Source organism: Thalassobaculum fulvum (genome assembly GCF_014652915.1).
Taxonomy (GTDB): Bacteria; Pseudomonadota; Alphaproteobacteria; order Thalassobaculales; family Thalassobaculaceae; genus Thalassobaculum_A; species Thalassobaculum_A fulvum.
Map to the genome: position 1 here is coordinate 663924 of NZ_BMZS01000001.1, position 23853 is coordinate 687776.

The window sequence follows — 23853 nt, forward strand, 5'->3', positions numbered from 1 at the left end:
CTCCTCCTGTCCGGGCGCGGGAGAGCCTGCTCCCCGCGCCCGTCCGGCCGGAAACGCCAGGCCTAGTCGAGGGCCTGGCTGAGCTCCGGCACCGCCTTGAAGAGATCCGCCACCAGGCCGTAGTCGGCGACCTGGAAGATCGGCGCCTCCTCGTCCTTGTTGATGGCGACGATCACCTTGCTGTCCTTCATGCCGGCCAGGTGCTGGATCGCCCCCGAGATGCCGACCGCGATGTACAGATCCGGCGCCACCACCTTGCCGGTCTGGCCGACCTGGTACTCGTTCGGCACGAAGCCGGCGTCGACCGCGGCGCGCGAGGCGCCGACGGCGGCGTTCAGCTTGTCGGCGACTTCCTCCAGCATCTTGAAGTTCTCGCCGTTCTGCATGCCGCGGCCGCCGGAGATCACGATGCGGGCGCTGGTCAGCTCGGGCCGGTCCGACTTCGACAGCGACTGGCCGACGAAGCTCGACAGCCCGGCGTCGCCCGCCGCACCGGCGTCCTCGATGCTGGCGGAGCCGCCCTCGGCGGCGACCGGCTCGAAGTTGGTGCCGCGCACGGTGACCACCTTGATGGCGTCCGACGACTTCACGGTCGCCAGCGCGTTGCCGGCGTAGATCGGCCGCACGAAGGTCTCGGCGTCGACCACCTCGATGATGTCGGAGACCTGCGCGACGTCGAGCAGGGCGGCGGCCCGCGGCATGATGTTCTTGCCGACGGTGGTCGCCGCCGCCACCACGTGGCTGTGATCCTTGGCCAGCTCGGCGATCAGCGGGGCCAGGTTCTCGGCCAGGGTGTGCTCGTACTCGGCGGAGTCGACCTTCACGACCTTCGAGACGCCGGCGACCTTGGCCGCGGCCTCGGCCGCAGCACCGCAGTCCTTGCCGGCGACCAGCAGGACCACCTGGTCGCTCATCTGGGCGGCGGCGGCGACGGCGTTCAGGGTCGCCGGCCGCAGGGCGCCGTTCTCATGCTCGGCGAAGACAAGCGCGCTCATCTCAGATCACCTTCGCTTCGTTCTTCAGCTTCGACACCAGCTCGGCCACGTCGGCGACCTTGACGCCGCCCTGGCGCTTCGGCGGCTCGGTCACCTTGAGGGTGGCGAGGCGCGGCGCCGGGTCGACGCCCAGCTCGGCCGGGGTCGACTGGTCGATCGGCTTCTTCTTCGCCTTCATGATGTTCGGCAGCGACGCGTAGCGCGGCTCGTTCAGGCGCAGGTCGGTGGTGACGATCGCCGGGGTCTTGACCTTGACGGTCTCGAGCCCGCCGTCGACCTCGCGGGTCACGGTCAGCTCGCCGTCGCCGATCTCGACCTTGGAGGCGAAGGTCGCCTGGCTCCAGCCGAGCAGGGCCGACAGCATCTGGCCGGTCTGGTTGCAGTCGTCGTCGATCGCCTGCTTGCCCAGGATCACGATGCCGGGCTGCTCCTTCTCGACCAGCGCCTTCAGCATCTTGGCGACCGCCAGCGGCTCGACCTCGCCGTCGTGCAGCACGTGGATGCCGCGGTCGGCGCCCATGGCCAGCGCGGTGCGGATGGTCTCCTGCGCCTGGGCCGGGCCGACCGAGACCGCCACGACTTCCGCGGCCTTGCCGGCCTCCTTCATGCGGATCGCCTCTTCGACGGCGATCTCGTCGAAGGGGTTCATCGACATCTTGACGTTCGCGAGCTCGACACCGGTCTGATCCGCCTTCACGCGGACCTTGACGTTGTAGTCGATCACCCGCTTGACGGGGACGAGTACCTTCATGGGTTCCCTCGATCGTGTACGGGGGGTTCGGCCGATCACCGCCGGGCGACCCCGCTCTTTAGAAAGCGCCCCCAAGCGTGTCAAGGTGACGCGGCGGAAGTTTTTGTGCAGCGCGGCGACGCGCCGGGGGACGGCGGTCGGTCACCGGCTGCCTCCCGGCACCCACAGGACGTCGCCGCCGCCGCGGTCGTTGACCCAGCGCGCCAGCACGAACAGGTGGTCGGACAGCCGGTTCACGTAGCGCACCGCCTCGGGGTTGACCGGCTCGCTCTCGGCCAGCGCGGTGATCTCGCGCTCGGCCCGGCGGACCACGGTGCGCGCCAGGTGCAGCTGCGCCGCGGTCGGCCTGCCGCCCGGCAGGATGAAGGAGTCGAGCGGCGCCAGCTCGGCGTTCAGCGCGTCGATCTCGGCCTCCAGCCGGGCGACCTGCCCGGCGACGATGCGCAGCGGCGGGTACTTGGGGCTCTCCTGCTCGGGCGTGCACAGATCGGCGCCGAGGTCGAACAGGTCGTTCTGGATGCGGGCCAGCATGGCGTCGGTCGCGTCGCCGCCGTCGGCCGCCGCGGTCAGCCGGGCCACGCCGATCACGGCATTGGCCTCGTCGACGGTGCCGTAGGCGGCCGGGCGCGCCGAGTGCTTGGCGACCCGCGTGCCGTCGCCGAGCGAGGTCAGGCCCTGATCGCCGCCGCGCGTGTAGATGCGGGTCAGTCGGACCATGGAGCGCTTCAGCCCTTGGTCAGCGACAGCAGCAGTGCGAACACCAGCAGGGCGATGGCCTGGAAGATGACGCGGTAGCGCATCATCCTGTTCGACCACTTGGCGTTGAAGTCGCCGCCGCGGGCCATCGCGACGATGCCCCACACCAGGGCGCCCACGGTCGCGGCCATGGCGAGGAACAGGAAGACGGTGAAGATCGTGTTCATGGCTTAGAGATATAGACCCGCGGCCGGTGCCGGCGATACCGAAACCGACCGAACGGCGTGGCGGATCGTCGCGCGCGGGACAGCCGCCGGCGGGTCACCGGGTCCGCCGGCCGACCAGCAGCAGCGACAGCAGCTTCTCCTGGGCGTCGCGCGGCTCGCGCAGGTCCGCCACCGTCAGCCCGGCGTCGCGGACCAGGGCGACCCAGCCCTCGAGGGTGCGGAAGTACCACGGCACCGGCACCCAGGCCTCGCCCTCGGTCGCGATGTCGGCGAAGTTCTCGATGCGCCAGCCGTGCCTGTAGTCGTCGGCGGCGCTCGACCACGGATGCAGGGTCTGCACGATCAGGGCGCCGCCCAGGGTCAGGCGCGAGGCGGCGGCGGCCAGCAGCTCGTGGGCGAGGTCGTCGAACAGCGCGAAGTTGACCACCACCGCGTCGTACGACCCGCCGACCGCTTCCGGGGCCGCAACGAAGTCGGCATAGGTCATGTGGCGGTAGTCGCCGCCCGGATGGGCCCGACGGGCCGCCCCGATCAGGGCGGGCGAGCCGTCGATGCCGGTGACCTGGCAGCCGACCTCCGAGCTGAGCCGACGCACCAGCCAGCCTTCGCCGCAGCCGAGGTCCAGCACGCGGCCGCCGCCGTGCCGGGAGATCGACGTCAGGATCGCCGTATCGGTCTGCCGGCGGCTCGGGATGCGGCCCTCGCTGATCGCCCGCGCCCAGAGCGCGGCGTTCGCCTCCCACAACTCGGCCAGTCGGTGCGCGGTCTGCGTGTCGGCTTCGGTTCGCTTCGACATCGGTTCCACTCCGGATCCGCCGAAGGGGCTGCGATCAGTTCCGGCCCGGGGTCAGCAGGCCACGGGCGATGACGCCGGCCTGGATCTCGCCGGCTCCCTCGAAGATGTTGAGAATCCGGGCGTCGCACAAGACCCGGCTGATCGGATACTCGAGCGCGAAGCCGTTGCCGCCGTGGATCTGCAGGGCGTCGTCGGCCGCCGCCCAGGCGACCCGTGCCGCCAGCAGCTTGGCCATTCCGGCTTCGATGTCGCAGCGCCGGTCGCTGTCCTTCTCGCGCGCCGCGTACAGGGTCAGCGCGCGCGCCGCCGCCAGCTCCGCCGCCATCCGCGCCAGCTTGGCGGCGACCCGCGGGAAATGCCGGATCGCCTGGCCGAACTGGATCCGTTCGGCTGCGTAACGAAGGCCCAGCTCGAGGGCGTTGCGGCCGACGCCCAGGGCCCGCGCGGCGGTCTGGATGCGGGCGCTCTCGAAGGTCGCCATGAGCTGCTTGAAGCCCTGCCCCTCGACCCCGCCGAGCAGTGACGAGGCCGGAACGGCGAACCCGTCGAAGCCGATCTCGTATTCCTTCATGCCGCGATAGCCGAGCACGCGGATCTCGCCGCCGGTCATGCCGGCCGCCGGGAACGGATCGGCGTCGGTACCGCGCGGCTTCTCGGCCAGCAGCATCGACAGGCCCCGGTACCCGGGCTCGGCCGGGTCGGTCCGCACCAGCAACGTCATCAGGTCGGTGCGGGCGGCGTGGGTGATCCAGGTCTTGTTGCCGTGCACCCGGTAGCCGTCGCCGTCGCGCACGGCGCGGGTGCGCAGGCGGGCCAGGTCGGAGCCGGTGTTCGGCTCGGTGAACACCGCGGTCGGCAGGATCTCGCCGGAGGCGATGCGCGGCAGCCAGTGCGCCTTCTGCGCGTCGGTGCCGCCGAGCCGGATCAGTTCGGCGGCGATCTCCGAGCGGGTGCCGAGCGAGCCGACGCCGATATAGGCGCGGCTGAGGGTCTCGGAGACCACCACCAGCGCCTCCTTGCCCATGCCGAGCCCGCCGAACTCCTCCGGCACGGTCAGCCCGAAAGTGCCGAGCTCGGCCATCGCCTCGACCACCTCGATCGGGATCAGCCGGTCCTCGAGGTGCCAGTCGTGGGCGAACGGCTCGACCCGCTCGCCGCCGAACCGGGCGAACTGTTCGCGCACCATGCCGAGGGTCTCGTCCAGGCCGTGGTCGCCGAGTCCGTCCGGGTCGCCGCTCTCGAGACCGTCGTGCAGCAGGGCGGCGAGCGCCACCCGGGCGGCCTGGCCGTTGCCCTCGCGCATCAGCCGCCGGCAGGCGTCGGAACCGAGCGGCGCCAGATCCGCCGGCTCCAGACCGAGATCGTGCGGCCGCACGATCTCGGTCTGGGCCATCGGGATGCCGCCGGCGATCTGCCCCAGATACTCGCCGAACGCGACCCCCAGCAATGCCGCCTCGACGTCGCCGAACCGTCCGGTCTCCACCAGCCGGTCCGCCCAGGCCAGGGTCTGGCGCAGCGCTTCGACGGTGGTGGCGAGCCAGGCGAAGCCGTGCGCCATGGTCTGCTCGGCCTCCAGCGCGGCACCGTCCAGGCGGCCGCCCGGCGCCAAGCGCGCCGCGACGCTGCGGCGGGCGGCCTCCAGCACGGAGTCGGCGGCCGGCAGGGCGGCACGGGCCAGGGTGCGGGTGTCCAGGGTGCGGGTGTCCAGGGTGCGGGTGTCCAGGGTACGGGTATCGGGGGCGCGGGTGTCCGGGTCCGCCGGGTTGGCGGCCGCGGCGGTGGAGGTATCGGTCATCGGCGGGCTCCGAGCTGAGACTGCATCACCTTGGCGCGGAATTCGCGGCCGGTCCAGGTTGCGCTGCAACACGATCGGTTCGGAAGCGACGCGGTTCTGATGCACAAATGCAGTTTCATTCCGTAATCTATTGAAAAATATGAAAACCAATATTCGGGATTTGATGAAAGCTTGTGTGAAGCACGGGTTTCATATGCGTTTACAGGCTGTTCGGCGCAGGAATTAACCAAAAAATTTAGGGAACAGTTAGGATCTTGGTGACGGAGCGGAACGGACTCGGAAAACCGTAACTCCGAACGCGGTTGCGCGGAAGTGCCGGGCGGAGTACCGTGTGCCTCGACGGCCAGATATGGCGGTTTTTCGCGCCTCAGCCTCTACAAGTGGTAGGACCATGCCCGACGCCTCCGCTCCCGCCGGCACCCGCGGGGCCTCCTATATCGTCCCCTGCTCGTCGCGGTTCCGCGATCGGGTGGCCGATCTGGCGGCCCGGCGCGGCGCCAGCGCGGCCGATCTCGCGCGTGCGGTACTGCTGCTGGTCGGGCCGGACCAGCTGGCGCGGGTTCCGGACCCCGGCGAGCCGGATCCGGCCGACCGCGAGGCGATCGAGCTGCGGTCGGGGGCGTCCCGGGGCCGGGTGCTGAAGCGCAAGCCGCGGATCCAGATGCGACTTCCGGCGGGTTACCGCGATTCCGACCTGCGCCGGGCGCTGGCGCTGGCGCTGCAGATGGCGGAGGGCGAAGCGCAGCTCGCCCTGGTGACGGCGTCCGATCGCCGGGCCGAGGCGGCGGTCGAGAAGGCCCGCGACGGCCTGGCGGAGGAGAACGCCACGCTCCGCCAGCTGGTCTCCGACCTCGCCACCCCGGTGCTCGAGCGCGGCATCACCGGCCGCTCCGACGCGCTGTTCGTGCTCGGATTCCCGCCGACCGCGGTGCCGGATCCGACGACCGTCAAGCGCCGGTGGCGGCGGCTGGCGATGATCTACCACCCGGACTCCGCGTTCGGCGACCACGAGCGCATGAGCCAGCTCAACCTGGCCCTGTCGCGGCTGCTGGGGTGACGATGCCGGTTGACCGGGTCTCCCGCCGCGCGTAATTATCTTGCCCATGAATTCGGATCTCCAGCTGCGGGCGTCGCTCCGCATCGGTCGGCGAATTAGCCGCCCGGTCCTCGTAGAGGGCCGGGACCGTGCTGTTCGTCCGTCCGACATCGTTGGAGATTCCCCATGCTTTCCGAGCGTCTGAACCGCTCCACCGCCCGTTCCCCTTCCGCCGAGCCGCTGCCGCGCGTCGCCTGCTTCTCGATCCAGGCGGGCGCCGATCCGTCGGTCATGCCGCGGGTCCTCGAACTGTTCGCCAAGCGCGGCATGATCCCGCAGCGCTGGCACAGCGATCTGGGCGGCCGCCGCCGTGACGAGCTGACGATCGACCTGCAGGTCGACGGCCTCGACCGCGCCAAGGCCGAGCTGATCGCCCACGCGATCCGCCAGATGGTCACCGTGACCAGCGTGCTGACCAGCGAGAAGAGCTACGCCTGAGGCGTGACGGCCGTTTCCCCATTTTCCTCATCCCGGCCGCCGCGCAGCGGTGAGCCGGGACCCATGCTGCGGCCGATGGATGGGTCCCGGATCGCCCCCGGCTCAGAGCCGGGGTCGTCCGGGATGAGGGGCAGGGGCTCCGGGGGCGTCCGGGATGAGGGGCAGGGGCTGGGGTGCGGCCCGGGACGACGGCGGGCAGGGTTGCGGCGGGGACGCCGCCGGGGCATAGACGCTGCATGGCCTTTCTCGACCACGTCCGCGCCTGCAACGCGTTCTCGCTCGCCGACTTCGTGCCGTTCCATGTCGGGCCGGCCAAGGTCGGCTGGATCCGCCGGCCGCTCAGCCTGGAGCTGATGCGGTTCGGCTCGCTGTTCCACGTGTTCGAGGATCTCGTCCACCTGGAGCCGAACCTGACCACGCCCGGGGACCGGACCAGGGCGGTCGCCGACGCGCTGGCCGCGCTGGCGGAGGACGGCGTGATCAGCCGGCTGCGCGGCGAGGCCTATCCGGTGATCGAGCGCCTGGGAGCGGAGCCGCTGTTCGAGATCGACCGCGGCGTGGCGACCGAGTTCGGCATCGTCAACCGCGGCTTCCACCTGAACGGGCTGGTCGGCGACGGTGCCGAAACCCGGATGTGGGTGGCACGCCGGGCGCTGACCAAGAGCACCTATCCCGGCCGGCTGGACAACATGGTCGCCGGCGGCCACCCGGCCGGCCTGTCGGCGCGCGAGAACCTGCTGAAGGAATGCGCCGAGGAGGCCGGCATTCCCGAGACCCTGGCGGCCCGCGCCCGGCCGGTGTCGATGGTCAGCTACACCATGGAGGTGCCGCAGGGGCTGCGCCGGCACGCCTTCTGGTCCTACGACCTGCAGGTGCCCGAGGACTTCACGCCGGTGCCGGTCGACGGCGAGGTCCACGAGTTCCGGCTGATGCCGGTCGACGAGGTGGCGCGGATCGTCGAGACCTCGGACGAGTTCAAGTACAACTGCAACCTGGTGGTCATCGACTGGCTGATGCGCACCGGCCGGATCGACGCCGAGCACCCGGACTTCCACGCGCTCTCGGTCGGGCTGCACCAGCCCTGGCCCTGACGGCGGCGAGAGGCGTCAGCGCTCGGTGCCGGCGACCGCGACCAGCGGACAGTCCGGCAGGACGTTCGACAACGTCCGGGCGACGCCGATCTGCATGTGGGCGGACATCACGTGGGTCAGGTCGCCGCCGTCCGACATCGGCAGGTCGAGCGCCACCACCTTGACGTGCTCGCGTCCGTGCAGCGTGAGATACCCCGAGGCGATGCCGAGGAACGGATCGTCGTCCATGGCCTGGAAATAGCGCCGCTCGATCTGCCAGGCCTCCGGGCTGGAGGACAGTTCGCCGAGGGTCCGGCCGGTGTAGTCGACCCGCCACCAGTCGCGGAGCTGCGTGCCCCAGAGGGTGAAGCGGAGATCGAACGGGTCGCGCTCGATCCGGGCGATGAATACCCGGCCGAGCCAGGACGCGAAGTCCTCGATATCGAAATCCGCGCGGGCCGGCAGCCGGCGTCCGCCGCGCCGGTCCTGCCAGAGCCCGACGAGATCCTCGAACGGCCCCAGCCGCCAGGGCGCGGTGTCCAAGGGACACCTCGCGTAGTGCCAGTCGGTCGAGGTTGCGGCGTCCTTGCCCATCGGCCCCCTTCAGGCAGACGGTGTCCGGTGGTCACGCAGCGCCTATCCTCGGCCACCGGGGGGCGGAGCGCAACGCCAACCGCCCATCCGGACCGGGGCCCGGGCTCAGCCGCGCAGCGTGCCGCCGGTGTGCTTGCCGACCGCCTCGACGATCTTCCTGGCCACCGCCTCGATCTGCTCGTCGGTCAGGGTCGCCGTGCGCGGCTGCAGGGTGACCTCGATCGCGATCGACTTGGAGTCCTCCGGCAGGCCCTTGCCCCGGTACTCGTCGAACACCCGCACCCCGTCGATCAGTGCCTTGTCGGCGCCGGCGGCGGCCCGCGCCACCTTGTCGGCCGGGACGTCCTCGGCGACCACGAAGGCGAAATCGCGGACCAGCGCCTGGAACGGGATGCGCTCCAGCAGCGGCTTCTGCGGGCCCTTGCGCTTCGGCATCGGCACCACGTCCAGCAGCACCTCGAAGGCGACCGCCGGGCCGCGCAGGTCGAAGGCCTCGAGGATCCGCGGGTGCAGCTCGCCGAACCGGGCCAGCACCTTCGGGCCGAGCCGCAGGCAGCCGGAGCGGCCCGGGTGGTACCAGGACGGCGCGTCGGTGGTGACCTGCAGGTTGGCGGTCGGGGCCTCCAGGGCCTCCAGCAGCTCGACCGCGTCGGCCTTGGCGTCGAACACGTCGACCGCCCGGTCGGCCTTGCGGACGTCGCGCGGGCCGGTGCGGCCGTGGCGCAGGCCGGCGGCGACCCAGGCCTGGTCCTCCGGGCGGTCGCCGGCATATTCCGGGCCGACCTCGAACAGCGCCAGGTCGGGATAGCCCTGGTTGGCGTTGCGGGCCGCGGCGGCCAGCAGGTTCGGCAGGATCGCCGGCCGCATCACGTCCAGGTCGGCGCTGATCGGGTTGACCAGGGTGCGCTCCGCCCCGACGCCGCCGAACAGCGCGGCGTGCTTCGCCGGCAGGAACGAGAAGGTCACCGCCTCGATCAGGCCGCGGCCGGCCAGCGCCCGCTTGGCGAGCCGGCGCCGGTTCTGCTCGGGGGTCAGTGCCGGGTGCGGGACGCTGCCGTCGCGCTCCAGCGACACCGGCCGGATCTCGTCGTAGCCGAACACCCGGACCACTTCCTCGACCAGGTCGGCCTCGCCGTCGATGTCGCCGCGCCAGGGCGGCGGGGTGACGGAAGTGGCCTCCCCGGCGCCCGACACCTCGAAGCCGAGCACGCCGAGAATCCGCCTCGCCTCGTCCTCCGGCACCTCGACGCCGCACAGCCCGGCGATCCGCGAGTGGCGCAGCGGGATCTGCCGGCGCCAGTCCGGCTCGGTGCCGGCGACCACCAGCTCGCTGGCCTCGCCGCCGCAGATCTCCTGCACCAGCCGGGTCGCGACCTCGGCGCCCCAGAACGGCGAGGTCTGGTCGAGCCCGCGCTCGAACCGGTAGCGGGCGTCGGACTGCAGGCCGAGCTTGCGCCCGGTGGCGGCGACCGAGGTCGGGTCGAAGATCGCGACCTCGAGGAACATGTCGGTGGTCTCGTCGGACACGCCCGAGCGCTCGCCGCCCATGACGCCGGCCAGATCGTCCGGGCCGTGGTCGTCGCCGATGACCAGCATGTCCTCGTCGAACGCGTACTCGCGACCGTTCAGCGCCAGGTACTTCTCGCCGGGCCGGGCCAGCCGGATCACCAGGTCGCCGGTCACCTTGGCCGGGTCGTAGGCGTGCAGCGGCCGGCCGAGGTCGAGCATCACGTAGTTGGTGATGTCGACCAGCGCCGAGATCGGCCGCAGCCCGACGGCCCGCAGCCGGTCCTGCATCCATTTCGGGCTCGGACCGTTCCTGACGCCGCGGAAGTAGCGGCCCGCAACGATCGGCGCGAGGTGCTCGCGGCCGGAGGGCAGGTCGATCCGCCACTTCAGCGGGCTCTGGAACGTCCCCGCGACCGGCGAGGTGTCGAGCGGCTTCAGGGTGCCGACGCCGGCGGCCGCCAGGTCGCGGGCGATGCCGCGCACGCCGAGGCAGTCGCCGCGGTTCGGGGTGATCGCGACGTCGATCACCGGATCGTCCAGCCCGGCCCATTCGGCCCAGTTCGCGCCGGTCGGGGCGTCGGCCGGAAGGTCGATGATGCCCTCGTGGTCGTCCGACAGCCCGAGCTCGCGCTCGGACAGCAGCATGCCGTTGGATTCCTCGCCGCGGATCACACCCTTCTTCAGGTCGATTCCGGTGCCGGGAATGTGGGTGCCGGACGGCGCGAACACGCCCTTCATGCCGGTGCGGGCGTTCGGGGCGCCGCACACCACCTGCACGACCCCGTCGCCGGCGTCGACCTTGCAGACCCGCAGCCGGTCGGCGTTCGGGTGCTGCACCGCCTCGACAACATGGGCGATGCGGAACGGCTTGAACGCCGCCGCGCGGTCCTCGACGCCCTCCAGCTCGAGTCCGAGCATGGTCAGCCGGTCGGTGATCTCGGTCAGCGACGCGTCGGTGTCGAGATGGGCCTTCAGCCAGCTCAAGGTGAACTTCATGGCTCAGAGCCCTCCCGCGATGGTCGGCTGGGCGATCGGCACGAAGCCGTAGTGGCGCAGCCAGCGCAGGTCGCTGTCGTAGAACGGCCTGAGGTCCGGGATGCCGTATTTCAGCATGGCGATGCGCTCGATCCCCATGCCGAAGGCGAAGCCCTGGTACTCGGACGGGTCGATGCCGGCGTTCGCCAGCACCCGCGGGTTGACCATGCCGGAGCCGAGGATCTCCAGCCAGTCGCCGTAGTTGCCGATCTTCAGCTCGCCGCCCCTGCGCGAGCAGCCGATGTCGACCTCGGCCGACGGCTCGGTGAACGGGAAGTAGGACGGCCGGAACCGCACCGGCAGGTCGTCGATCCCGAAGAACGCCCGGCAGAAGTCGATCAGGCAGCCCTTGAGGTGGCCCATATGGGTCTTCTTGTCGACCACCAGTCCCTCGACCTGATGGAACATCGGCGAGTGCGTGGCGTCGTGGTCGGAGCGGAAGGTGCGGCCCGGCACGATGATGCGGATCGGCGGCGGCGATTTCTCCATCGCCCGGATCTGCACCGGCGAGGTGTGGGTACGCAGCACCTTGCGGCGGCCCTCGGCGTCCGGCTGCAGGTAGAAGGTGTCGTGCTCCTGCCGCGCCGGATGGTCCTCGGGGATGTTGAGGGCCGTGAAGTTGTAGTAGTCGCTCTCGATGTCCGGGCCCTCGGCCACCGTGAAGCCCATCTGGCAGAAGATCGCCGTCAGCTCGTCGATGGTCTGGGTGATCGGGTGGATGCGGCCGTGCGGCTCCGGGCGGGGCGGCAGCGAGACGTCGATGCGCTCGCGCCCCAGGCGGGCGTCCAGGGCGGCATCGGCCAGCGCCGCGCGGCGCGTCTCGATCGCCGCGGTGACCGCGTCCTTGACGGCATTCAGCGCCTGGCCGGCGGCCCGCCGGGCGTCCGGGTCGAGCCCGCCCAGGGTCTTCATGCGCTCGGTGATCCGGCCCTTCTTGCCGAGGGTGCCGATGCGCACCTGCTCCAGCGCTTCCAGGTCGCCGGCCTGCTCCACCTCGGCCAGCAGCTCGGCGCGCAACGCGTCCACGTTATCCATGCCGTCCCCGAATGTCGGACATCCTCTGTCGAGGGCGCCGTTTTAGCGGGTCGCGCGCGTCAAGGCGAGTGCTGGATGGACGCGGACGGGATCGCGGCGGTCGCGCGGTCGGCGCCGGACAGGCCGAGGGCGGCATGCAGCGCCCGCGGATCGCACGCGCTGAGGCCGATCTTGCCGTTCTGGTTGGCGGCCGGGGCGGCCTTCGGCGGCTGCAGCCGGGCATTCTCGAAGTCGCAGTCGACGATTTCGGCGGACTTGAAGCTGACGTTCTGCAGGTCGGCGCCCCGGAACGAGCAGCCGGTGATCCGGGCCCGCCGGAACCGGGCGCCGCCGAGCCGGGCCGGCCATTCGGCGCGGACCGTACCGCCGTCGTCGCCGACGATCTGGATCGGCTCGAAGCGGGTGTCGGCGATCTGCGCCCGGTCGAACACCGCCAGGCCGAGATCGGCGCCGTCGAAACAGGCGGCCCGGATGGTGGCGCCGTCCAGGTGGGCGCCGCGCAGCCGAGCCAGCCGGAACCGGGCCCGGTCGAGGCGGGCGCCGCGGAGATCCGCGCCGGTCAGGTCGGCACCGCTGAGTTCAACGCCGGTCAGGTCCTGGTCGCGCAGGTCATGGTCCTGGAGCTCGGCCCGGGCGCCCCGGCGGCCGTCGGTATCGAGCCACAGCCGGTGCGCACGGATGACCTTCCGGAGGTCCGGCGACAGGGTGCCTTCGCCGTCCGCCCGCCGCCCGCGCTTCATGCCTGCCCCCCGACGCTGCCATACCAGCGCCGTGACCCTACGCCCGGTTCGTTAAGCCCCGGTGTAAGGTCGTCGTGAAGATCCGGTAAACGTGCCCGGTGCGGCGGTCAGCCGATGAACTTCGGCATGATCAGGCGGGGCAGCGCCAGGATCGCCTCGGGGAACAGGATGACGAACAGCAGCACGCCCAGCATCGGCAGCAGGATGATCCCGACGTCCTTCAGCGCGTGTACCAGCTTGATCTGGCCGATCGAGCTGGCGATCAGCAGGCACAGCCCGTAGGGCGGCGTCACCAGCCCGAAGGCGAGCGAGACGACGCCGATGATCGCGAAGTGGATCGGGTGCATGCCGGCCGCCTGGGCCACCGGGAACAGCACGGTGCCGAGGATGATGATCGCCGGGATCGCGTCGATGAACATGCCGACGATCAGGAACGAGGCGGCGACCAGCAGGCCGGTCTCGACCGGGCCGCTGCCCCAGGCCGCCATCACCGTCACCAGCGCCTTCGGGATCTGGAAGAACGCCAGGATCCAGCCGAAGGCCGACGCGGTGCCGATGCAGAACAACGAGATGGCGGCGAACCGGGCGCTGTCGTACAGCACCTTCGGCAGGGTCCGGAAGGTCACGGTCCGGTACACGAACAGGCCGATCGCCAGGGCGTACAGCACCGCCACCACCGACGCCTCGGTCGGGGTGAAGAACCCGCCGACGATACCGCCGACGATGATCAGCGGGGTCATCAGCGGCAGTACCGCGCTGCCGATCGCGCGCCCGACCTCGGGCATGGTCGAGCGGGCGTACACCGGATAGCCGCGGCGGATCGCGTAGATGTAGACCAGCCCCATCATCGAGCCGGCGATCAGGATGCCGGGTAGCACGCCGGCCAGGAACAGGCCGCCGATCGACACCGACATCAGCCCGCCCCACACCACCATCAGGATGCTCGGCGGGATGATCACGCCCATGACCGACGAGCAGGCGGTGATGGCGACCGAGAAGCTGGAATCGTAGCCCTGCTTCTTCATCTGCGGGATCAGCAGCGAGCCGATGCCGGCGGCGTCGGCGGTCGACGAGCCGGAGATGCCGGCGAACAGCATCGAGACCACCACGTTGATGTGCCCGAGCCCGCCCGGCAGATGGCCGACCAGCGCCTTCGACAGGTCGATCAGTCGCTGGGTGATGCCGGCCGAGTTCATCAGGTTGGCGGCCAGCAGGAAGAACGGCACCGCCAGCAGCACGAACGAGTTGTAGGAGACGAACATCTGGTCGAACAGCAAGGTCGGCGACAGCCGGTCCGACAGGAAGAACACCGGCACGCAGGCCAGCCCGAGCGCGAACGCCACCGGCACCCGCAGGATCACCAGGACGCCGAACGTCCCGAACAGGATGGCGGCGACCTCACCCGGCGACATCGGTATCCTCCTGCGCGCCGCCGCCACGGATCTTGCGGATGTCGGTCGCCAGCTTTTCGATCAGGAACAGGGTCCACACCACGCCGGCCAGCGGCCAGGCGGCGTAGATCGCGATCATCGGCAGGTCGGCGATCTCCGACGACTGCAGCAGGCCCTCGTCGGCGAACTGCTTGCCGTACCAGATGAAGCACAGCGCCAGCGCGAACATGATCAGGTGGACCACCAGCCGGGCCCAGCCCTCGCCGGCGGCGGTCCGCGGGTGCGGCAGCACGTCGACGTCGAAATGGCTGTCGTCGCGCACCGCGATCATCGCGCCCAGCATGATGATCCAAACGAAGCAGAACCGCGCGACCTCCTCGGTCCAGATGTAGCGCGGCACGAAGTCGATGTAGCGGGCCAGGATCTGCAGCGTCACCGGCACGATCAGCAGCGCGATCAGCGCGGTGATCGCGATCCGCAGGGCGCGGTCGATGTGGTCGAGAACTCGGGTCATGGAGAAGCGGACGCTCGGGGTTCGAGAATGGCGGGAGGCATGCGCCCCCTTTTGTCGTCATCCCGGAGCGCGCCGCCACCGGCGGCACGCATCCGGGACCCACCCGTCGCCCCGTGGATCCCGGATCGGCTCCCCTGGGGAAGCCGTCCGGGATGACGGCTGTCTGGGCGGATGTTGCCGGCGACGCGGCGGTCGTCCGCCGTCACTGGATGCTGTTGATCTTCTCCAGCGTCTCGGTGGCCCCGAGCTCCTCGGCGTAGGCCTTCTTCACCGGCTCGGCCAGCTCCAGAAGCTTGCCGCGCTCGGTGAACTTGTGGGTCTTCAGCTTGCCCTCGCTCTCCATCTTGGCGAGCTTGGCGGCGTCCTGCGACGACTCGATGTCGCGGCCGTGCTTCCCGGCTTCCTTGCCGGACTTCATGATGCAGTCCTGCAGGTCGGCGGGCAGGCGGCGGAAGGTCTTGCCGCTGAAGCCGATCGGCCGGACCGTGATGGCGTGCTGGGTCAGCGAGATCTCCGGACCGACCTCGTAGAACTTCATCTGCTCGATGCCGGCCGCCTCGTTCTCGGCGGCGTCGATCACGCCGGTCTGGATGGCGTTGTAGACCTCGGAGTAGGCGATCACCGTCGGGGCGGCCTCGACCGCCTGGAAGATCCGGGTCTGGATCGGCGCGCCCATGACGCGCATCGGCAGGCCCTTCAGCTCTTCCATGTTGGTGATCGGGCGCTTGACGATCAGGTTGCGGGTGCCGCCGCCGGCGTAGCCGATCAGGATCACGTCGGCGCGCTTCTTCACGTCCTCGGCGATCGGCGCCAGACCGTCCTGCTCGAGCACCTTGTTCCAGTGGTCGAGGTCGCGGAACAGGAACGGCATGTCCATCAGCGGCGCCATCTTCGAGTAGGTCGACATGTGCGACGGCGAGACGATCGCGTAGTCGACCGACACACCCTTGCTCATGAAGTTGAAGTAGTCCTTCTCGAGGCCGAGCTCGCTGTTCCGGTGCAGGACGAACTTGATCGGCTTGCCGTAGCAGGCCTTGGTCAGCTCCTCGAACTTCAGCAGCGCCTTGTTGAAGGCGTGGTTGTCGTCGAACTGCACGGCACCGTGCAGCTCGATCTCCTCGGCTGCGGCGGGAACCGTGGCGGCGGCGAGAAGGCCGGCGGCGACCAGCGCGCCGGCGAGGCGGATGCGGTGCGTCATGTTTCTCTCCCTTGGCGACGAAAGGCCGTGTCCGCCGATCTCGATCCGGCCGGCGGTTGTGCCGGCGGGGAGCCGGCGGGGGTAGCGTAAACGTTTACAATGTCAGCTGGCAATACGATGACATGGCGGATTCGACCCGGGTTTCGCGATGCTCCGGGCACGACACCGAGCGTCGCTTACGGTTTGGCATATTGCAGCGCAGCATGAATAATATCCGAATGACCTAAATAATTGACATTTTAAAGAAAATTGGGGGTTTCGATGCGGGCTACGGGTTTGCGGGTCGGCGGCCGGATCGCCGGTGGCTTCGCGGTGGTGCTGCTGGGGCTGCTCGTCATCGGCGGCCTGGCGTTCTGGGCGTCGCAGTCGCTGTTCTCGATGACCGAGAAGCTCTACCGGCACTCGCTGGCGGTGACCAATGCCGCCCTCGAGGCGAACGGCGAGATCCTGGACATGCGGCGCGCCATGGCGGCGGTCCTCGAGGTGCGGCGGGACAAGGCGCTGCTGGAACGGCTGGCCGCGGAACTGGCGGAGGGCGAGGAGCGGGCGTTCGACGCGATGGCGGTGGTCGAGGAGCGGTTCCTCGGCGACCCGGCCCTGGTCGTCGAGGCCCGCGAGGCGTTCGCCGCCTGGGCGCCGGTCCGGGCGGAGGTGATCGAACTGGTCGGCGCCGGCAAGCGGCTCGCCGCCGATACCCTGACGCGCGAGCGGGGCGACCCGCTGATCGCCCGGATCGACCAGGCGATGACCGGGCTGATCGGGATCACCCGGGCGCAGGCGGCCGACTACATGGCGAACTCGACGCGGGTGTCGGCCGGGCTCACCCGGTGGCTGGCCGTCGGCCTCGGCGCGGCCATCCTGCTCGGGCTGGCGGCGGCCGCCCTGGCGACCCGCAGCGTCACCCGGCCGCTGGCGGCGCTGACCGTGGCGATGCGCCGGCTCGCCGACGGCGACCTCGAGACCGCGGTGCCGGCGACCGGCAGCGGCGACGAGGTCGGCGAGATGGCGCGGGCGGTCGAGGTGTTCAAGACCAATGCGGTCGAGAACGCCCGGCTGCGCGAGGAGCAGGAGGCGATCGAGCGGCGGGCCGAGCAGGGCCAGCGCGAGGCCATGGCCGGCCTCGCCAACGAGATCGAGCGGATGATCTCGACGGTCGCCCATCGGGTGGCCGGGTCGGCCGAGGAGATGCGGCGCGACGCCGAGGCGCTGCAGCAGGCCGCCGGCGATGCCGGCGCGCAGGCCCGGGCGGCCGGCGACAATGCGCAGCAGGCCTCGGCCGACGTGCAGAGCGTCTCGGCCGCGCTCGAGCAGCTGACGGCCTCGATCCAGGAGGTCACCGGCCAGATCGCGCAGTCGGCGGCGATGTCCGGCTCGGCGGTCCGGCAGGCCGAGGCGACGACCGGCACGGTCGGCCAGCTCAGCGACGCGGCCGAGCAGATCGGCGCGGTCGTGGCGCTGATCCAGGACATCGCCGAGCAGACCAACCTGCTGGCGCTGAACGCCACCATCGAGGCGGCCCGGGCCGGCGAGGCCGGCAAGGGCTTCGCGGTGGTCGCGTCCGAGGTGAAGACCCTGGCCACCCAGACCGCCAAGGCGACCGTCGACATCTCCGAGCAGATCGGCCGGATGCAGGAGGTGACGCGCGCGACGTCGGAATCCATGGCTGAGATCGGGCGCATCATCGGCGAGATCAACGAGCGCATCTCCTCGGTGGCGGTCGCCGCCGAGGAGCAGTCCGCGACCACCGCCGACATCAGCCGCACCATCCAGGACAGCGCCCAGCGGACCGGCCGGATGTCCGAGGGCCTCGGGACCGTCGGGTCGACCATCGACCAGGCGACGGCGGTGGCCGGGACGGTGGCGACGACCGCCGGCACCTTCGTCGGCGACGCCCAGCAGCTGCGCACCGCGGTCGCTGGCTTCGTGGAGAAGCTGCGGGCGGTGTAATGGTTTGCCGTCGGGCCGCCAGGATTGCGGCCGGGATTGGGGCCGGCGCCCCGGTTCGGCATGATGACGGCGACGGAAGGCATGGCGACCGGGGGTAGGGGCATGGCCGCGCTGCAGACCGAGACCGCAGACGCGGCTCGTGCAGACACGCTTCGCTTCGAGCCGGACGAGGCACCGCCGCCGGCGCTGGCGGCGGCGCTGGGGTTCCAGACCGTGGCGCTGATCCTGGCCGGCGTGGTGCTGACCCCGCTGATCGTGCTGCGCGCCGCCGGCCTGGGCGACGCCGATTCGACCTGGGTGGTGTTCTCGGCCATGGCGATCAGCGGCCTGGTCACGGTGGTGCAGGCTATGCGGGTCGGGGTGCTGGGTTCCGGCCACATCCTGTTCATGGGGACGTCCGGCGCGTTCATCGCGGTCGGCATCGCGGCGGTCGAGGACGGCGGGCTGGCGCTGCTCGGCACCCTGGTGGTCGCGTCCTCGCTGGTTCAGTTCCTGCTGGCCTATCGGCTGGCCGCGCTGCGCCGGATCATCACCCCGGCGGTCGGCGGCACGGTGGTCATGCTGATCGCGGTGACGGTCATGCCGATCGCCTTCGGGATGATCTCGCGACCGCCGCCGGATCCCTCGGCACCGGCGGCGGCCGGGCCGGTCACCGCCGCCGCGACCCTGGGGGCGATCGTGCTGCTGGCGCTGTTCGGCAGCGCCCGGCTGCGGCTTTGGGCGCCGCTGATCGGCATCGCCATCGGCGTCGCGGTCGCCGCCGGCTTCGGGATCGTGGCGACCGACCGGCTGGCCGAGGCCGCCTGGATCGGCCTGCCGACCGGCGACTGGCCGGGGCTCGACCTGCGGTTCGGGACCGGCTTCTGGCTGCTGCTGCTGCCGTTCGTGCTGGTCACCGTGATCGGTGCGGTCGAGACCTACGGCGACGCCATCGCCGTGCAGCGGGTGTCGTGGCGGCGCCGGCGGCCGATCGACTTCCGGGTCGTGCAGGGCGCGGTCTATGCCGACGGGCTCGGCAACCTGCTGTCGGGCCTCGCCGGGACCCTGCCGAACACCACCTACTCGACCAGCATCGCGGTGATCGACATCACCGGCGTGGCGGCGCGCCGGGTCGGGGTCTGGGGCGGCGGCATCCTGTTCGTGCTGGCGTTCTCGCCGAAGCTGGCGGCGGCCCTGCTGTCGGTGCCGGACGCGGTGGCCGGCGCCTACATCGTGGTGCTGCTGACCCTGCTGTTCATCCACGGCGTCAAGCTGGTGGCCGAGGCCGGGCTGACCTACGAGACCGGTCTGGCGGTCGGGCTGTCGTTCTGGCTCGGGATCGGCTTCCAGGACCAGGCGCTGTTCCACGACCAGCTGCCGCAGTGGCTGCGCGCCATCGTCGACAACGGCATGACCTCGGGCGGCCTCTGCGCGATCGTGCTGACGACGCTGATCGGGCTGCGCAGCCGGGCGCGCGGCGGCGTGACGGCCGAACTGGGGCCGGCGGCGGTTCCGAAGGTGCATGCCTACCTGCAGGAGTTCTCGACCCGGCTGGGCTGGGACCGGCCGGCGGTCGAGCGGCTGCTGCTGGCGGCCGAGGAGGCGTTGATCTACCTGATCGACCGGGACGCCGCCGACGACTCCCAAGGGGCGCGCAAGGTGCGCGTCGTGGCGCGGGCGGTCGACGGGGTCGCCGAGCTCGACATCGCGTCGGCCCCGCTGGACGGCCCGCATATCGACGACGCCATGGCGCAGCTGCACGACGATGGCGCGTTCGTGCCCGACGAGGCGTCGCTGCGCCTGCTGCGCCATCTCTGCCGGTCGGTCGAGCACGAGCAGTACCGGTCCAGCGACCACCTGACGCTGCGGGTGGCGAGCGAGACACTGTAGCGGGTGCCGGAACGCGAAACGGCCGGTCTCGCGACCGGCCGTCCCCGTCTGCTCGTCGATGTCTTCGGGCGTCAGGCCGGCAGGGCCGCCTTCGCCTGGTCGACGATCTGCTTGAAAGCCTCCGGCTCGCGGATCGCCAGGTCCGAGAGGACCTTGCGGTCGAGATCGATGCCGGCCAGCTTCAGGCCGTTCATGAACACGGAGTAGGTCATGCCGTACTGCCGCACGCCGGCGTTGATGCGCTGGATCCAGAGACCGCGGAAGTCGCGCTTCTTGGCCCGGCGATCCCGGTAGGCGTACTGCTGCGCCTTCTCGACCGCCTGGACGGCGACCCGGAAGACGTTCTTGCGGCGGCCGTAGTAGCCGGCGGCCTTGTCGATGACCTTCTTATGCTTGGCGTGGGCGGTCGTACCGCGCTTCACACGTGCCATTGCTCAGCCTCCCTCAGCCGCCGTACGGCATGAACTGCTTGACGATGTTCGCATCGGCCTCGGACAGGATCATGGTCCCGCGGGCCTTGCGCTTCATCTTCTGGGTCTTGGCGCTGAGCTGGTGGCGCTTGTAGCCCACGTTGGCGCGGACCTTGCCCGTGCCGGTGAGCCGGAAGCGCTTCTTCACGCTGCTCTTGGTCTTCATCTTGGGCATTTCGTCGCTCCTGGGTTGTCGTGATCGACAGTGCACCGGCCGGGCAGCCCTTTTGGCCCGGACGCGGCGCTCCTTCCCGGACCCGCTGGTCCGAGAGGAAGGCGGGGATATACAGCCAGCGGAGGGGTGGCGCAAGCGAATCCCTGGCGGCTTGCCGAGCGCCGCCGCCGCGGCCTAGGCTCGCCGCACCGAGCCCGGCGTTCGACCGGGGCGCCACATCCGGGGGGCCGAGCCGATGACCACCGACACACCCGCCAGCGCCGGCTGGCGCCCGCATCCGCGCTATCCCGACCCGCTGATCGAGAGCCTCGACCCGCGGTTCGACCAGTACCGGATCTTCAGCGCGGCGGTCGAGCGGCTGCACACCGGCTGCCGCTGGTCGGAGGGTCCGGTGTGGTTCGGCGACGGCCGCTACCTGCTGTGGAGCGACATCCCGAACAACCGGATGCTGAAGTGGGAGGAGGAGACCGGCGCGGTCAGCGTCTACCGGCACTCCACCGACTTCCCGAACGGCAACACCCGCGACCGCCAGGGCCGGCTGGTCACCTGCGAGCACGGCGGCCGTCGGGTCACCCGCACCGAGTACGACGGCTCGATCACCGTGCTGATGGACAACTGGCAGGGCAGGCGGCTGAACTCGCCGAACGACGTGGTGGTCAAGTCGGACGGCTCGGTCTGGTTCACCGACCCGTATTTCGGCCTGCTCGGTAACTACGAGGGCAACAAGGCGGAGTCGGAGACGCCGGCGGCGGTGTACCGGATCGACGGCGAGACCGGCGAGGCGACCCTGCTCGCCGACGACGTGCTGGGGCCGAACGGGCTGTGCTTCTCGCCGGACGAGAGCGTGCTCTACCTGGTCGAGTCGCGCGGCCAGCCCTACCGCAAGATCCTGGCCTACGACGTCGTCGACGGCGGTCGGGCCATCGCCAACAAGCGGGTGCTGATCGACGCCGGCCCGGGCGGCACGCCGGACGGCATGCGCTGCGACGTCGACGGCAATCTCTGGTGCGGCTGGGGGATGGGCAGCGAGGAGCTGGACGGGGTGATGGTGTTTGCGCCCGACGGCACCCCGATCGGCCGGATCCGGCTGCCGGAACGCTGCGCCAACGTCTGCTTCGGCGGAGCCAAGCGCAACCGCCTGTTCATGGCCGCCAGCCAGTCGCTGTACGCGGTCTACGTCAACACGCAGGGCGTGGCGGGCGGCTGACCGTCGGGCGAGGCAGGCGACCGGCCGCGCACAGCTTGGCCAGGCCGGCCGCGGTCGCCTCGACCACCGGGCCGCTGCCGTGCCGAGCGATCCGGCGGACCAGCCCGCGGTCGACCGCGTCCTCCCACACCGGCAGGCGCGGGCACGAGGTACGCCAGGCGTCCATCACCTCGGCATAGGGCCGTGGCCGCTCGGCCACCCAGGCCACCAGGTCGAGGATCAACGGTTCGTGGGTCTCGGTCATCGCGGGTCTCCTTCCCAGCCTGCGGCGGAAGCACTCAATCTTACCTCATCCCGGGCAAGCGCAGCGCGACCCGGGACCCAGTGGCGCCCTTTGGGTCCCGGCTCTCCGCGGCGCTGCCGCTACGGCCGGGATGAAGGTGTTTGGCGGTCACCCCGTCGCCAGCAGCCAGCTGCCCTGGATCACGTAGAAGCCGCTCACCGCGGTGATGAGGTGACCGGCCCAGCGCCGGTAGGTGGTGTCGCTCATCGCCTCCAGCACCTTCTTCGACAGCAGGGTGCCGAGCATCGCCGAGGCGATCGCCAGCCCGGCCAGGGTCGGGTCGACGGTGCCGACCTGGTCGATCAGGGCGCCGAAGTACAGCAGCTTGATGCCGTGCCCGAAGATCTGGCAGGTGCTCTTGGTGGCGATGATCTGCCGGCGCTCCAGGGTGCCGCCCAGGAAGTACTGGTCGAGCAGCGGGCCGGCCACGCCGGTCAGCAGCAGCAGGCTCATGCAGGTGACGCCGATGGTCACGCCGTGCGGGAAGCTGTGCGGCGTCAGGCGCCGGCCCTCCGGGATCAGCCGCGCCAGGAACGGGGTCACGCCGAGGAACAGCAGCGCCAGCGGCTTGCTCGGCACGAACAGCCAGATCGTCCAGACTGCCAGCGCGATGGCGCAGCCGACGAGGTAGGCGGCGACCGGCCGCCAGCGCACGTGCCGCCACCACAGCATCGCCCGCCAGGCGTTCGAGGCGATCTGGGTGACCGCGTGCAGCGCCATCGCGGTCTGCACCGGCAGCACGGTCAGCAGCACGCCGATCAGCACCATCCCGCCGGCCATGCCGAACACGCCGGACAGGAAGGACGTCCCGACCATGACGGCACAGATGCCCGCGATCAGCAGTGGCGACACGTTGGCTCTCCTCGATGTTCCGCTTTCTTCTGCGCCTGTTGAGGGGTGCTGGCAAACCGAGATATGTTCGCCTCGGCATCAGTTTTCCTGAGGGTGACATGCGCCGGTTGCCGTTCCTGAACGGGGTGCGGGCGTTCGAGGCGGCGGCCCGGGCCGGCAGCTTCGCGGGCGCGGCGGCGGAACTGCACGTCTCGCCGGCGGCTGTCAGCCGCATGGTGAAGCTGCTGGAGGAGCGGCTCGGCCTCGCCCTGTTCGAGCGCGGCGCCAACCGGCTGAGCCTGACGCCGGCCGGCCGGACCTATCAGGCCGGGCTGACCCGGATCCTCGACGAACTGGCGCTGCTGACCGACCAGGTGACCGCCACCGGCCGGCGCCGGGTGCTGACCGTCGGCGTCGGGCCGACCTTCGCGATCCGCTGGCTGATCCCGCGGCTGGCCGACTTCCGCCGGCACGCGCCCGAGGTCGACGTGCGGATCACCACCGGCGGTGCGGCGGTACCGTTCGACCCGGACTGGAGCTGCGGCATCGCGCTCGGCGACGGAAACTGGCCGGGGCTGACCGCCGAGCCGCTGTTCGCCGCCGACCTGCTGCCGGTCTGCCGCCCGGAGACCGCCCGTTCGCTGTCGCGGCCGGCCGACCTGGACGCCGGGACGCTGCTGCGGGTGGCGCATGCGCCGGAGGACTGGCCGCGCTGGCTGCAGGCCGCCGGGCTGGCGGGCACCGCGGCCGCCGGGCCGGTGTTCGAGGTCTACGGCCAGGCCCTGCAGGCGGCGGTCGACGGGGTCGGCGTGGCCATGGGCATCCGGCCCTATGTCGACGACGACCTGGCGGCCGGCCGGCTGGTGGCGCCGTTCGACCTGACGGTGTCGAAAGGCAAGGGCTGGTACCTCGTGTACCGCCCGGCTCGCGCCGCCGAGCCGGCCTTCGTGGCGTTCCGCGACTGGATGCTGGGGCGGTAGGGAAGCCGAGGGCTGCCCGTCGCGTCATGGGTTCCGGCTCGGCCGCGCCGGGGCGGCGCGTCCGTCCGGAATGACGAGAGAAGAAAGTAGGCGGTCCGCTCTCTCAATACGTCGTCATTCCGGGCAAGCGTAGCGCGACCCGGCAACTGTGTTGTCGACGATCATGCGGCCTGGAATTCGGTGTCGTCACGGACCATCGCGTTGAGGGTGA

General features: G+C 70.8%; 24 protein-coding genes. 7 read left to right on the forward strand and 17 right to left on the reverse strand.

What is annotated here, in order from left to right:
* Positions 1 to 62: 62 nt before the first annotated feature.
* From IE246_RS02935 to IE246_RS02960, 6 genes are all read right to left on the reverse strand, one after another.
* Entirely contained in the window at positions 63 to 995 is a 933-nt protein-coding gene (locus tag IE246_RS02935; protein WP_189987404.1) for an electron transfer flavoprotein subunit alpha/FixB family protein, read from the reverse strand.
* Between the two features lies 1 nt (position 996).
* Positions 997 to 1746 (reverse strand): electron transfer flavoprotein subunit beta/FixA family protein, encoded by a 750-nt coding sequence (locus IE246_RS02940; protein ID WP_189987405.1) that lies wholly within the window; start codon positions 1744 to 1746, stop codon positions 997 to 999.
* A gap of 141 nt (positions 1747 to 1887) precedes the next feature.
* On the reverse strand, positions 1888 to 2463 hold the full coding sequence (locus tag IE246_RS02945) for a cob(I)yrinic acid a,c-diamide adenosyltransferase (RefSeq protein ID WP_189987406.1): 576 nt from the start codon (positions 2461 to 2463) through the stop codon (positions 1888 to 1890).
* A gap of 8 nt (positions 2464 to 2471) precedes the next feature.
* Positions 2472 to 2669, reverse strand: a complete 198-nt coding sequence (locus tag IE246_RS02950) for a twin transmembrane helix small protein (protein ID WP_189987407.1) — start codon at positions 2667 to 2669, stop codon at positions 2472 to 2474.
* A gap of 94 nt (positions 2670 to 2763) precedes the next feature.
* Positions 2764 to 3465, reverse strand: a complete 702-nt coding sequence (locus IE246_RS02955; protein WP_189987408.1) for a class I SAM-dependent methyltransferase — start codon at positions 3463 to 3465, stop codon at positions 2764 to 2766.
* A 34-nt stretch (positions 3466 to 3499) separates the two neighbouring features.
* Positions 3500 to 5260, reverse strand: coding sequence for an acyl-CoA dehydrogenase family protein (locus tag IE246_RS02960; RefSeq protein ID WP_189987409.1), 1761 nt, complete (start codon positions 5258 to 5260; stop codon positions 3500 to 3502).
* Positions 5261 to 5651: 391 nt separating this feature from the next.
* Here IE246_RS02960 and IE246_RS02965 point away from each other — a divergent pair, with 391 nt between their 5' ends.
* The 3 genes from IE246_RS02965 to IE246_RS02975 all read left to right on the forward strand — a co-directional run bounded on the left by IE246_RS02965 (position 5652) and on the right by IE246_RS02975 (position 7885).
* Positions 5652 to 6317 carry a J domain-containing protein gene (locus IE246_RS02965; RefSeq protein ID WP_189987410.1) on the forward strand — a complete coding sequence of 222 codons (666 nt, stop codon included), beginning with the start codon at positions 5652 to 5654 and terminating at the stop codon, positions 6315 to 6317.
* A 165-nt stretch (positions 6318 to 6482) separates the two neighbouring features.
* The gene (locus IE246_RS02970; RefSeq protein WP_189987411.1) at positions 6483 to 6794 is read left to right on the forward strand and encodes an ACT-like domain-containing protein; all 312 of its coding nucleotides are present in this window, start codon (positions 6483 to 6485) and stop codon (positions 6792 to 6794) included.
* Positions 6795 to 7030: 236 nt separating this feature from the next.
* A complete protein-coding gene (locus IE246_RS02975) occupies positions 7031 to 7885 on the forward strand; it encodes a DUF4743 domain-containing protein (RefSeq protein WP_189987412.1) in 855 nt (284 codons plus the stop codon).
* Between the two features lie 15 nt (positions 7886 to 7900).
* Here the strand turns inward: IE246_RS02975 and IE246_RS02980 are convergent, their stop codons facing one another.
* From IE246_RS02980 to IE246_RS03010, 7 genes are all read right to left on the reverse strand, one after another.
* A complete protein-coding gene (locus IE246_RS02980) occupies positions 7901 to 8458 on the reverse strand; it encodes a PAS domain-containing protein (RefSeq protein WP_189987413.1) in 558 nt (185 codons plus the stop codon).
* A 105-nt stretch (positions 8459 to 8563) separates the two neighbouring features.
* Positions 8564 to 10963 (reverse strand): phenylalanine--tRNA ligase subunit beta, encoded by a 2400-nt coding sequence (gene pheT / locus IE246_RS02985; RefSeq protein ID WP_189987414.1) that lies wholly within the window; start codon positions 10961 to 10963, stop codon positions 8564 to 8566.
* 3 nt (positions 10964 to 10966) lie between these two features.
* Positions 10967 to 12037: a phenylalanine--tRNA ligase subunit alpha gene (gene pheS, locus IE246_RS02990; protein ID WP_189987415.1), complete on the reverse strand. Its 1071-nt coding sequence runs from the start codon at positions 12035 to 12037 to the stop codon at positions 10967 to 10969.
* A 59-nt stretch (positions 12038 to 12096) separates the two neighbouring features.
* Positions 12097 to 12777, reverse strand: coding sequence for a pentapeptide repeat-containing protein (locus tag IE246_RS02995; protein WP_189987416.1), 681 nt, complete (start codon positions 12775 to 12777; stop codon positions 12097 to 12099).
* A 107-nt stretch (positions 12778 to 12884) separates the two neighbouring features.
* Positions 12885 to 14189 carry a TRAP transporter large permease gene (locus tag IE246_RS03000; RefSeq protein ID WP_189987417.1) on the reverse strand — a complete coding sequence of 435 codons (1305 nt, stop codon included), beginning with the start codon at positions 14187 to 14189 and terminating at the stop codon, positions 12885 to 12887.
* Complete coding sequence (locus IE246_RS03005) at positions 14176 to 14682, reverse strand: TRAP transporter small permease (protein WP_189987418.1); 507 nt, start codon at positions 14680 to 14682, stop codon at positions 14176 to 14178. The genes IE246_RS03000 and IE246_RS03005 overlap by 14 nt, the downstream gene beginning before the upstream one ends.
* Positions 14683 to 14884: 202 nt before the next feature.
* The gene (locus tag IE246_RS03010) at positions 14885 to 15880 is read right to left on the reverse strand and encodes a TRAP transporter substrate-binding protein (RefSeq protein ID WP_189987419.1); all 996 of its coding nucleotides are present in this window, start codon (positions 15878 to 15880) and stop codon (positions 14885 to 14887) included.
* Between the two features lie 261 nt (positions 15881 to 16141).
* Between IE246_RS03010 and IE246_RS03015 the strand changes: the two genes are divergently transcribed.
* Both IE246_RS03015 and IE246_RS03020 read left to right on the forward strand, forming a co-directional pair.
* Positions 16142 to 17827, forward strand: coding sequence for a methyl-accepting chemotaxis protein (locus IE246_RS03015; protein WP_189987420.1), 1686 nt, complete (start codon positions 16142 to 16144; stop codon positions 17825 to 17827).
* Positions 17828 to 17929: 102 nt separating this feature from the next.
* The gene (locus tag IE246_RS03020; protein ID WP_189987421.1) at positions 17930 to 19696 is read left to right on the forward strand and encodes a uracil-xanthine permease family protein; all 1767 of its coding nucleotides are present in this window, start codon (positions 17930 to 17932) and stop codon (positions 19694 to 19696) included.
* A 71-nt stretch (positions 19697 to 19767) separates the two neighbouring features.
* On the opposite strand, the gene rplT is transcribed toward IE246_RS03020, so the two are convergent.
* Together rplT and rpmI are read right to left on the reverse strand one after the other, a co-directional pair.
* On the reverse strand, positions 19768 to 20127 hold the full coding sequence (gene rplT, locus IE246_RS03025; RefSeq protein WP_189987422.1) for a 50S ribosomal protein L20: 360 nt from the start codon (positions 20125 to 20127) through the stop codon (positions 19768 to 19770).
* A 13-nt stretch (positions 20128 to 20140) separates the two neighbouring features.
* Complete coding sequence (rpmI, locus tag IE246_RS03030) at positions 20141 to 20341, reverse strand: 50S ribosomal protein L35 (protein ID WP_189987423.1); 201 nt, start codon at positions 20339 to 20341, stop codon at positions 20141 to 20143.
* Positions 20342 to 20576: 235 nt separating this feature from the next.
* On the opposite strand from rpmI, the gene IE246_RS03035 reads away from it, so the two are divergent.
* Positions 20577 to 21548 (forward strand): SMP-30/gluconolactonase/LRE family protein, encoded by a 972-nt coding sequence (locus IE246_RS03035; RefSeq protein ID WP_189987424.1) that lies wholly within the window; start codon positions 20577 to 20579, stop codon positions 21546 to 21548.
* On the opposite strand, the gene IE246_RS03040 is transcribed toward IE246_RS03035, so the two are convergent.
* Positions 21520 to 21792, reverse strand: a complete 273-nt coding sequence (locus IE246_RS03040; RefSeq protein ID WP_189987425.1) for a hypothetical protein — start codon at positions 21790 to 21792, stop codon at positions 21520 to 21522. The two genes, IE246_RS03035 and IE246_RS03040, sit on opposite strands and share 29 nt — an antisense overlap.
* 147 nt (positions 21793 to 21939) lie before the next feature.
* On the reverse strand, positions 21940 to 22683 hold the full coding sequence (locus tag IE246_RS03045; protein WP_189987426.1) for a sulfite exporter TauE/SafE family protein: 744 nt from the start codon (positions 22681 to 22683) through the stop codon (positions 21940 to 21942).
* Positions 22684 to 22781: 98 nt separating this feature from the next.
* Between IE246_RS03045 and IE246_RS03050 the strand changes: the two genes are divergently transcribed.
* On the forward strand, positions 22782 to 23642 hold the full coding sequence (locus tag IE246_RS03050; protein WP_189987427.1) for a LysR substrate-binding domain-containing protein: 861 nt from the start codon (positions 22782 to 22784) through the stop codon (positions 23640 to 23642).
* The last annotated feature ends 211 nt before the right edge of the window (positions 23643 to 23853 follow it).

Bases quoted from the DNA above. Each gene is read 5' to 3' on its own strand.
- rplT (WP_189987422.1), bottom strand. From the start codon at position 20,127: ATGGCACGTGTGAAGCGCGGTACGACCGCCCACGCCAAGCATAAGAAG.
- IE246_RS02970 (WP_189987411.1), top strand. From the start codon at position 6,483: ATGCTTTCCGAGCGTCTGAACCGCTCCACCGCCCGTTCCCCTTCCGCC.
- IE246_RS02950 (WP_189987407.1), bottom strand. From the start codon at position 2,669: ATGAACACGATCTTCACCGTCTTCCTGTTCCTCGCCATGGCCGCGACC.
- IE246_RS02980 (WP_189987413.1), bottom strand. From the start codon at position 8,458: ATGGGCAAGGACGCCGCAACCTCGACCGACTGGCACTACGCGAGGTGT.
- IE246_RS03035 (WP_189987424.1), top strand. From the start codon at position 20,577: ATGACCACCGACACACCCGCCAGCGCCGGCTGGCGCCCGCATCCGCGC.
- IE246_RS03050 (WP_189987427.1), top strand. From the start codon at position 22,782: ATGCGCCGGTTGCCGTTCCTGAACGGGGTGCGGGCGTTCGAGGCGGCG.
- IE246_RS02935 (WP_189987404.1), bottom strand. From the start codon at position 995: ATGAGCGCGCTTGTCTTCGCCGAGCATGAGAACGGCGCCCTGCGGCCG.
- rpmI (WP_189987423.1), bottom strand. From the start codon at position 20,341: ATGCCCAAGATGAAGACCAAGAGCAGCGTGAAGAAGCGCTTCCGGCTC.
- IE246_RS02955 (WP_189987408.1), bottom strand. From the start codon at position 3,465: ATGTCGAAGCGAACCGAAGCCGACACGCAGACCGCGCACCGACTGGCC.
- IE246_RS02965 (WP_189987410.1), top strand. From the start codon at position 5,652: ATGCCCGACGCCTCCGCTCCCGCCGGCACCCGCGGGGCCTCCTATATC.
- IE246_RS03040 (WP_189987425.1), bottom strand. From the start codon at position 21,792: ATGACCGAGACCCACGAACCGTTGATCCTCGACCTGGTGGCCTGGGTG.
- IE246_RS03015 (WP_189987420.1), top strand. From the start codon at position 16,142: ATGCGGGCTACGGGTTTGCGGGTCGGCGGCCGGATCGCCGGTGGCTTC.
- IE246_RS02995 (WP_189987416.1), bottom strand. From the start codon at position 12,777: ATGAAGCGCGGGCGGCGGGCGGACGGCGAAGGCACCCTGTCGCCGGAC.
- pheT (WP_189987414.1), bottom strand. From the start codon at position 10,963: ATGAAGTTCACCTTGAGCTGGCTGAAGGCCCATCTCGACACCGACGCG.
- IE246_RS02945 (WP_189987406.1), bottom strand. From the start codon at position 2,463: ATGGTCCGACTGACCCGCATCTACACGCGCGGCGGCGATCAGGGCCTG.
- IE246_RS03010 (WP_189987419.1), bottom strand. From the start codon at position 15,880: ATGACGCACCGCATCCGCCTCGCCGGCGCGCTGGTCGCCGCCGGCCTT.
- IE246_RS02940 (WP_189987405.1), bottom strand. From the start codon at position 1,746: ATGAAGGTACTCGTCCCCGTCAAGCGGGTGATCGACTACAACGTCAAG.
- IE246_RS02960 (WP_189987409.1), bottom strand. From the start codon at position 5,260: ATGACCGATACCTCCACCGCCGCGGCCGCCAACCCGGCGGACCCGGAC.
- IE246_RS03020 (WP_189987421.1), top strand. From the start codon at position 17,930: ATGGCCGCGCTGCAGACCGAGACCGCAGACGCGGCTCGTGCAGACACG.
- pheS (WP_189987415.1), bottom strand. From the start codon at position 12,037: ATGGATAACGTGGACGCGTTGCGCGCCGAGCTGCTGGCCGAGGTGGAG.
- IE246_RS03000 (WP_189987417.1), bottom strand. From the start codon at position 14,189: ATGTCGCCGGGTGAGGTCGCCGCCATCCTGTTCGGGACGTTCGGCGTC.
- IE246_RS03005 (WP_189987418.1), bottom strand. From the start codon at position 14,682: ATGACCCGAGTTCTCGACCACATCGACCGCGCCCTGCGGATCGCGATC.
- IE246_RS02975 (WP_189987412.1), top strand. From the start codon at position 7,031: ATGGCCTTTCTCGACCACGTCCGCGCCTGCAACGCGTTCTCGCTCGCC.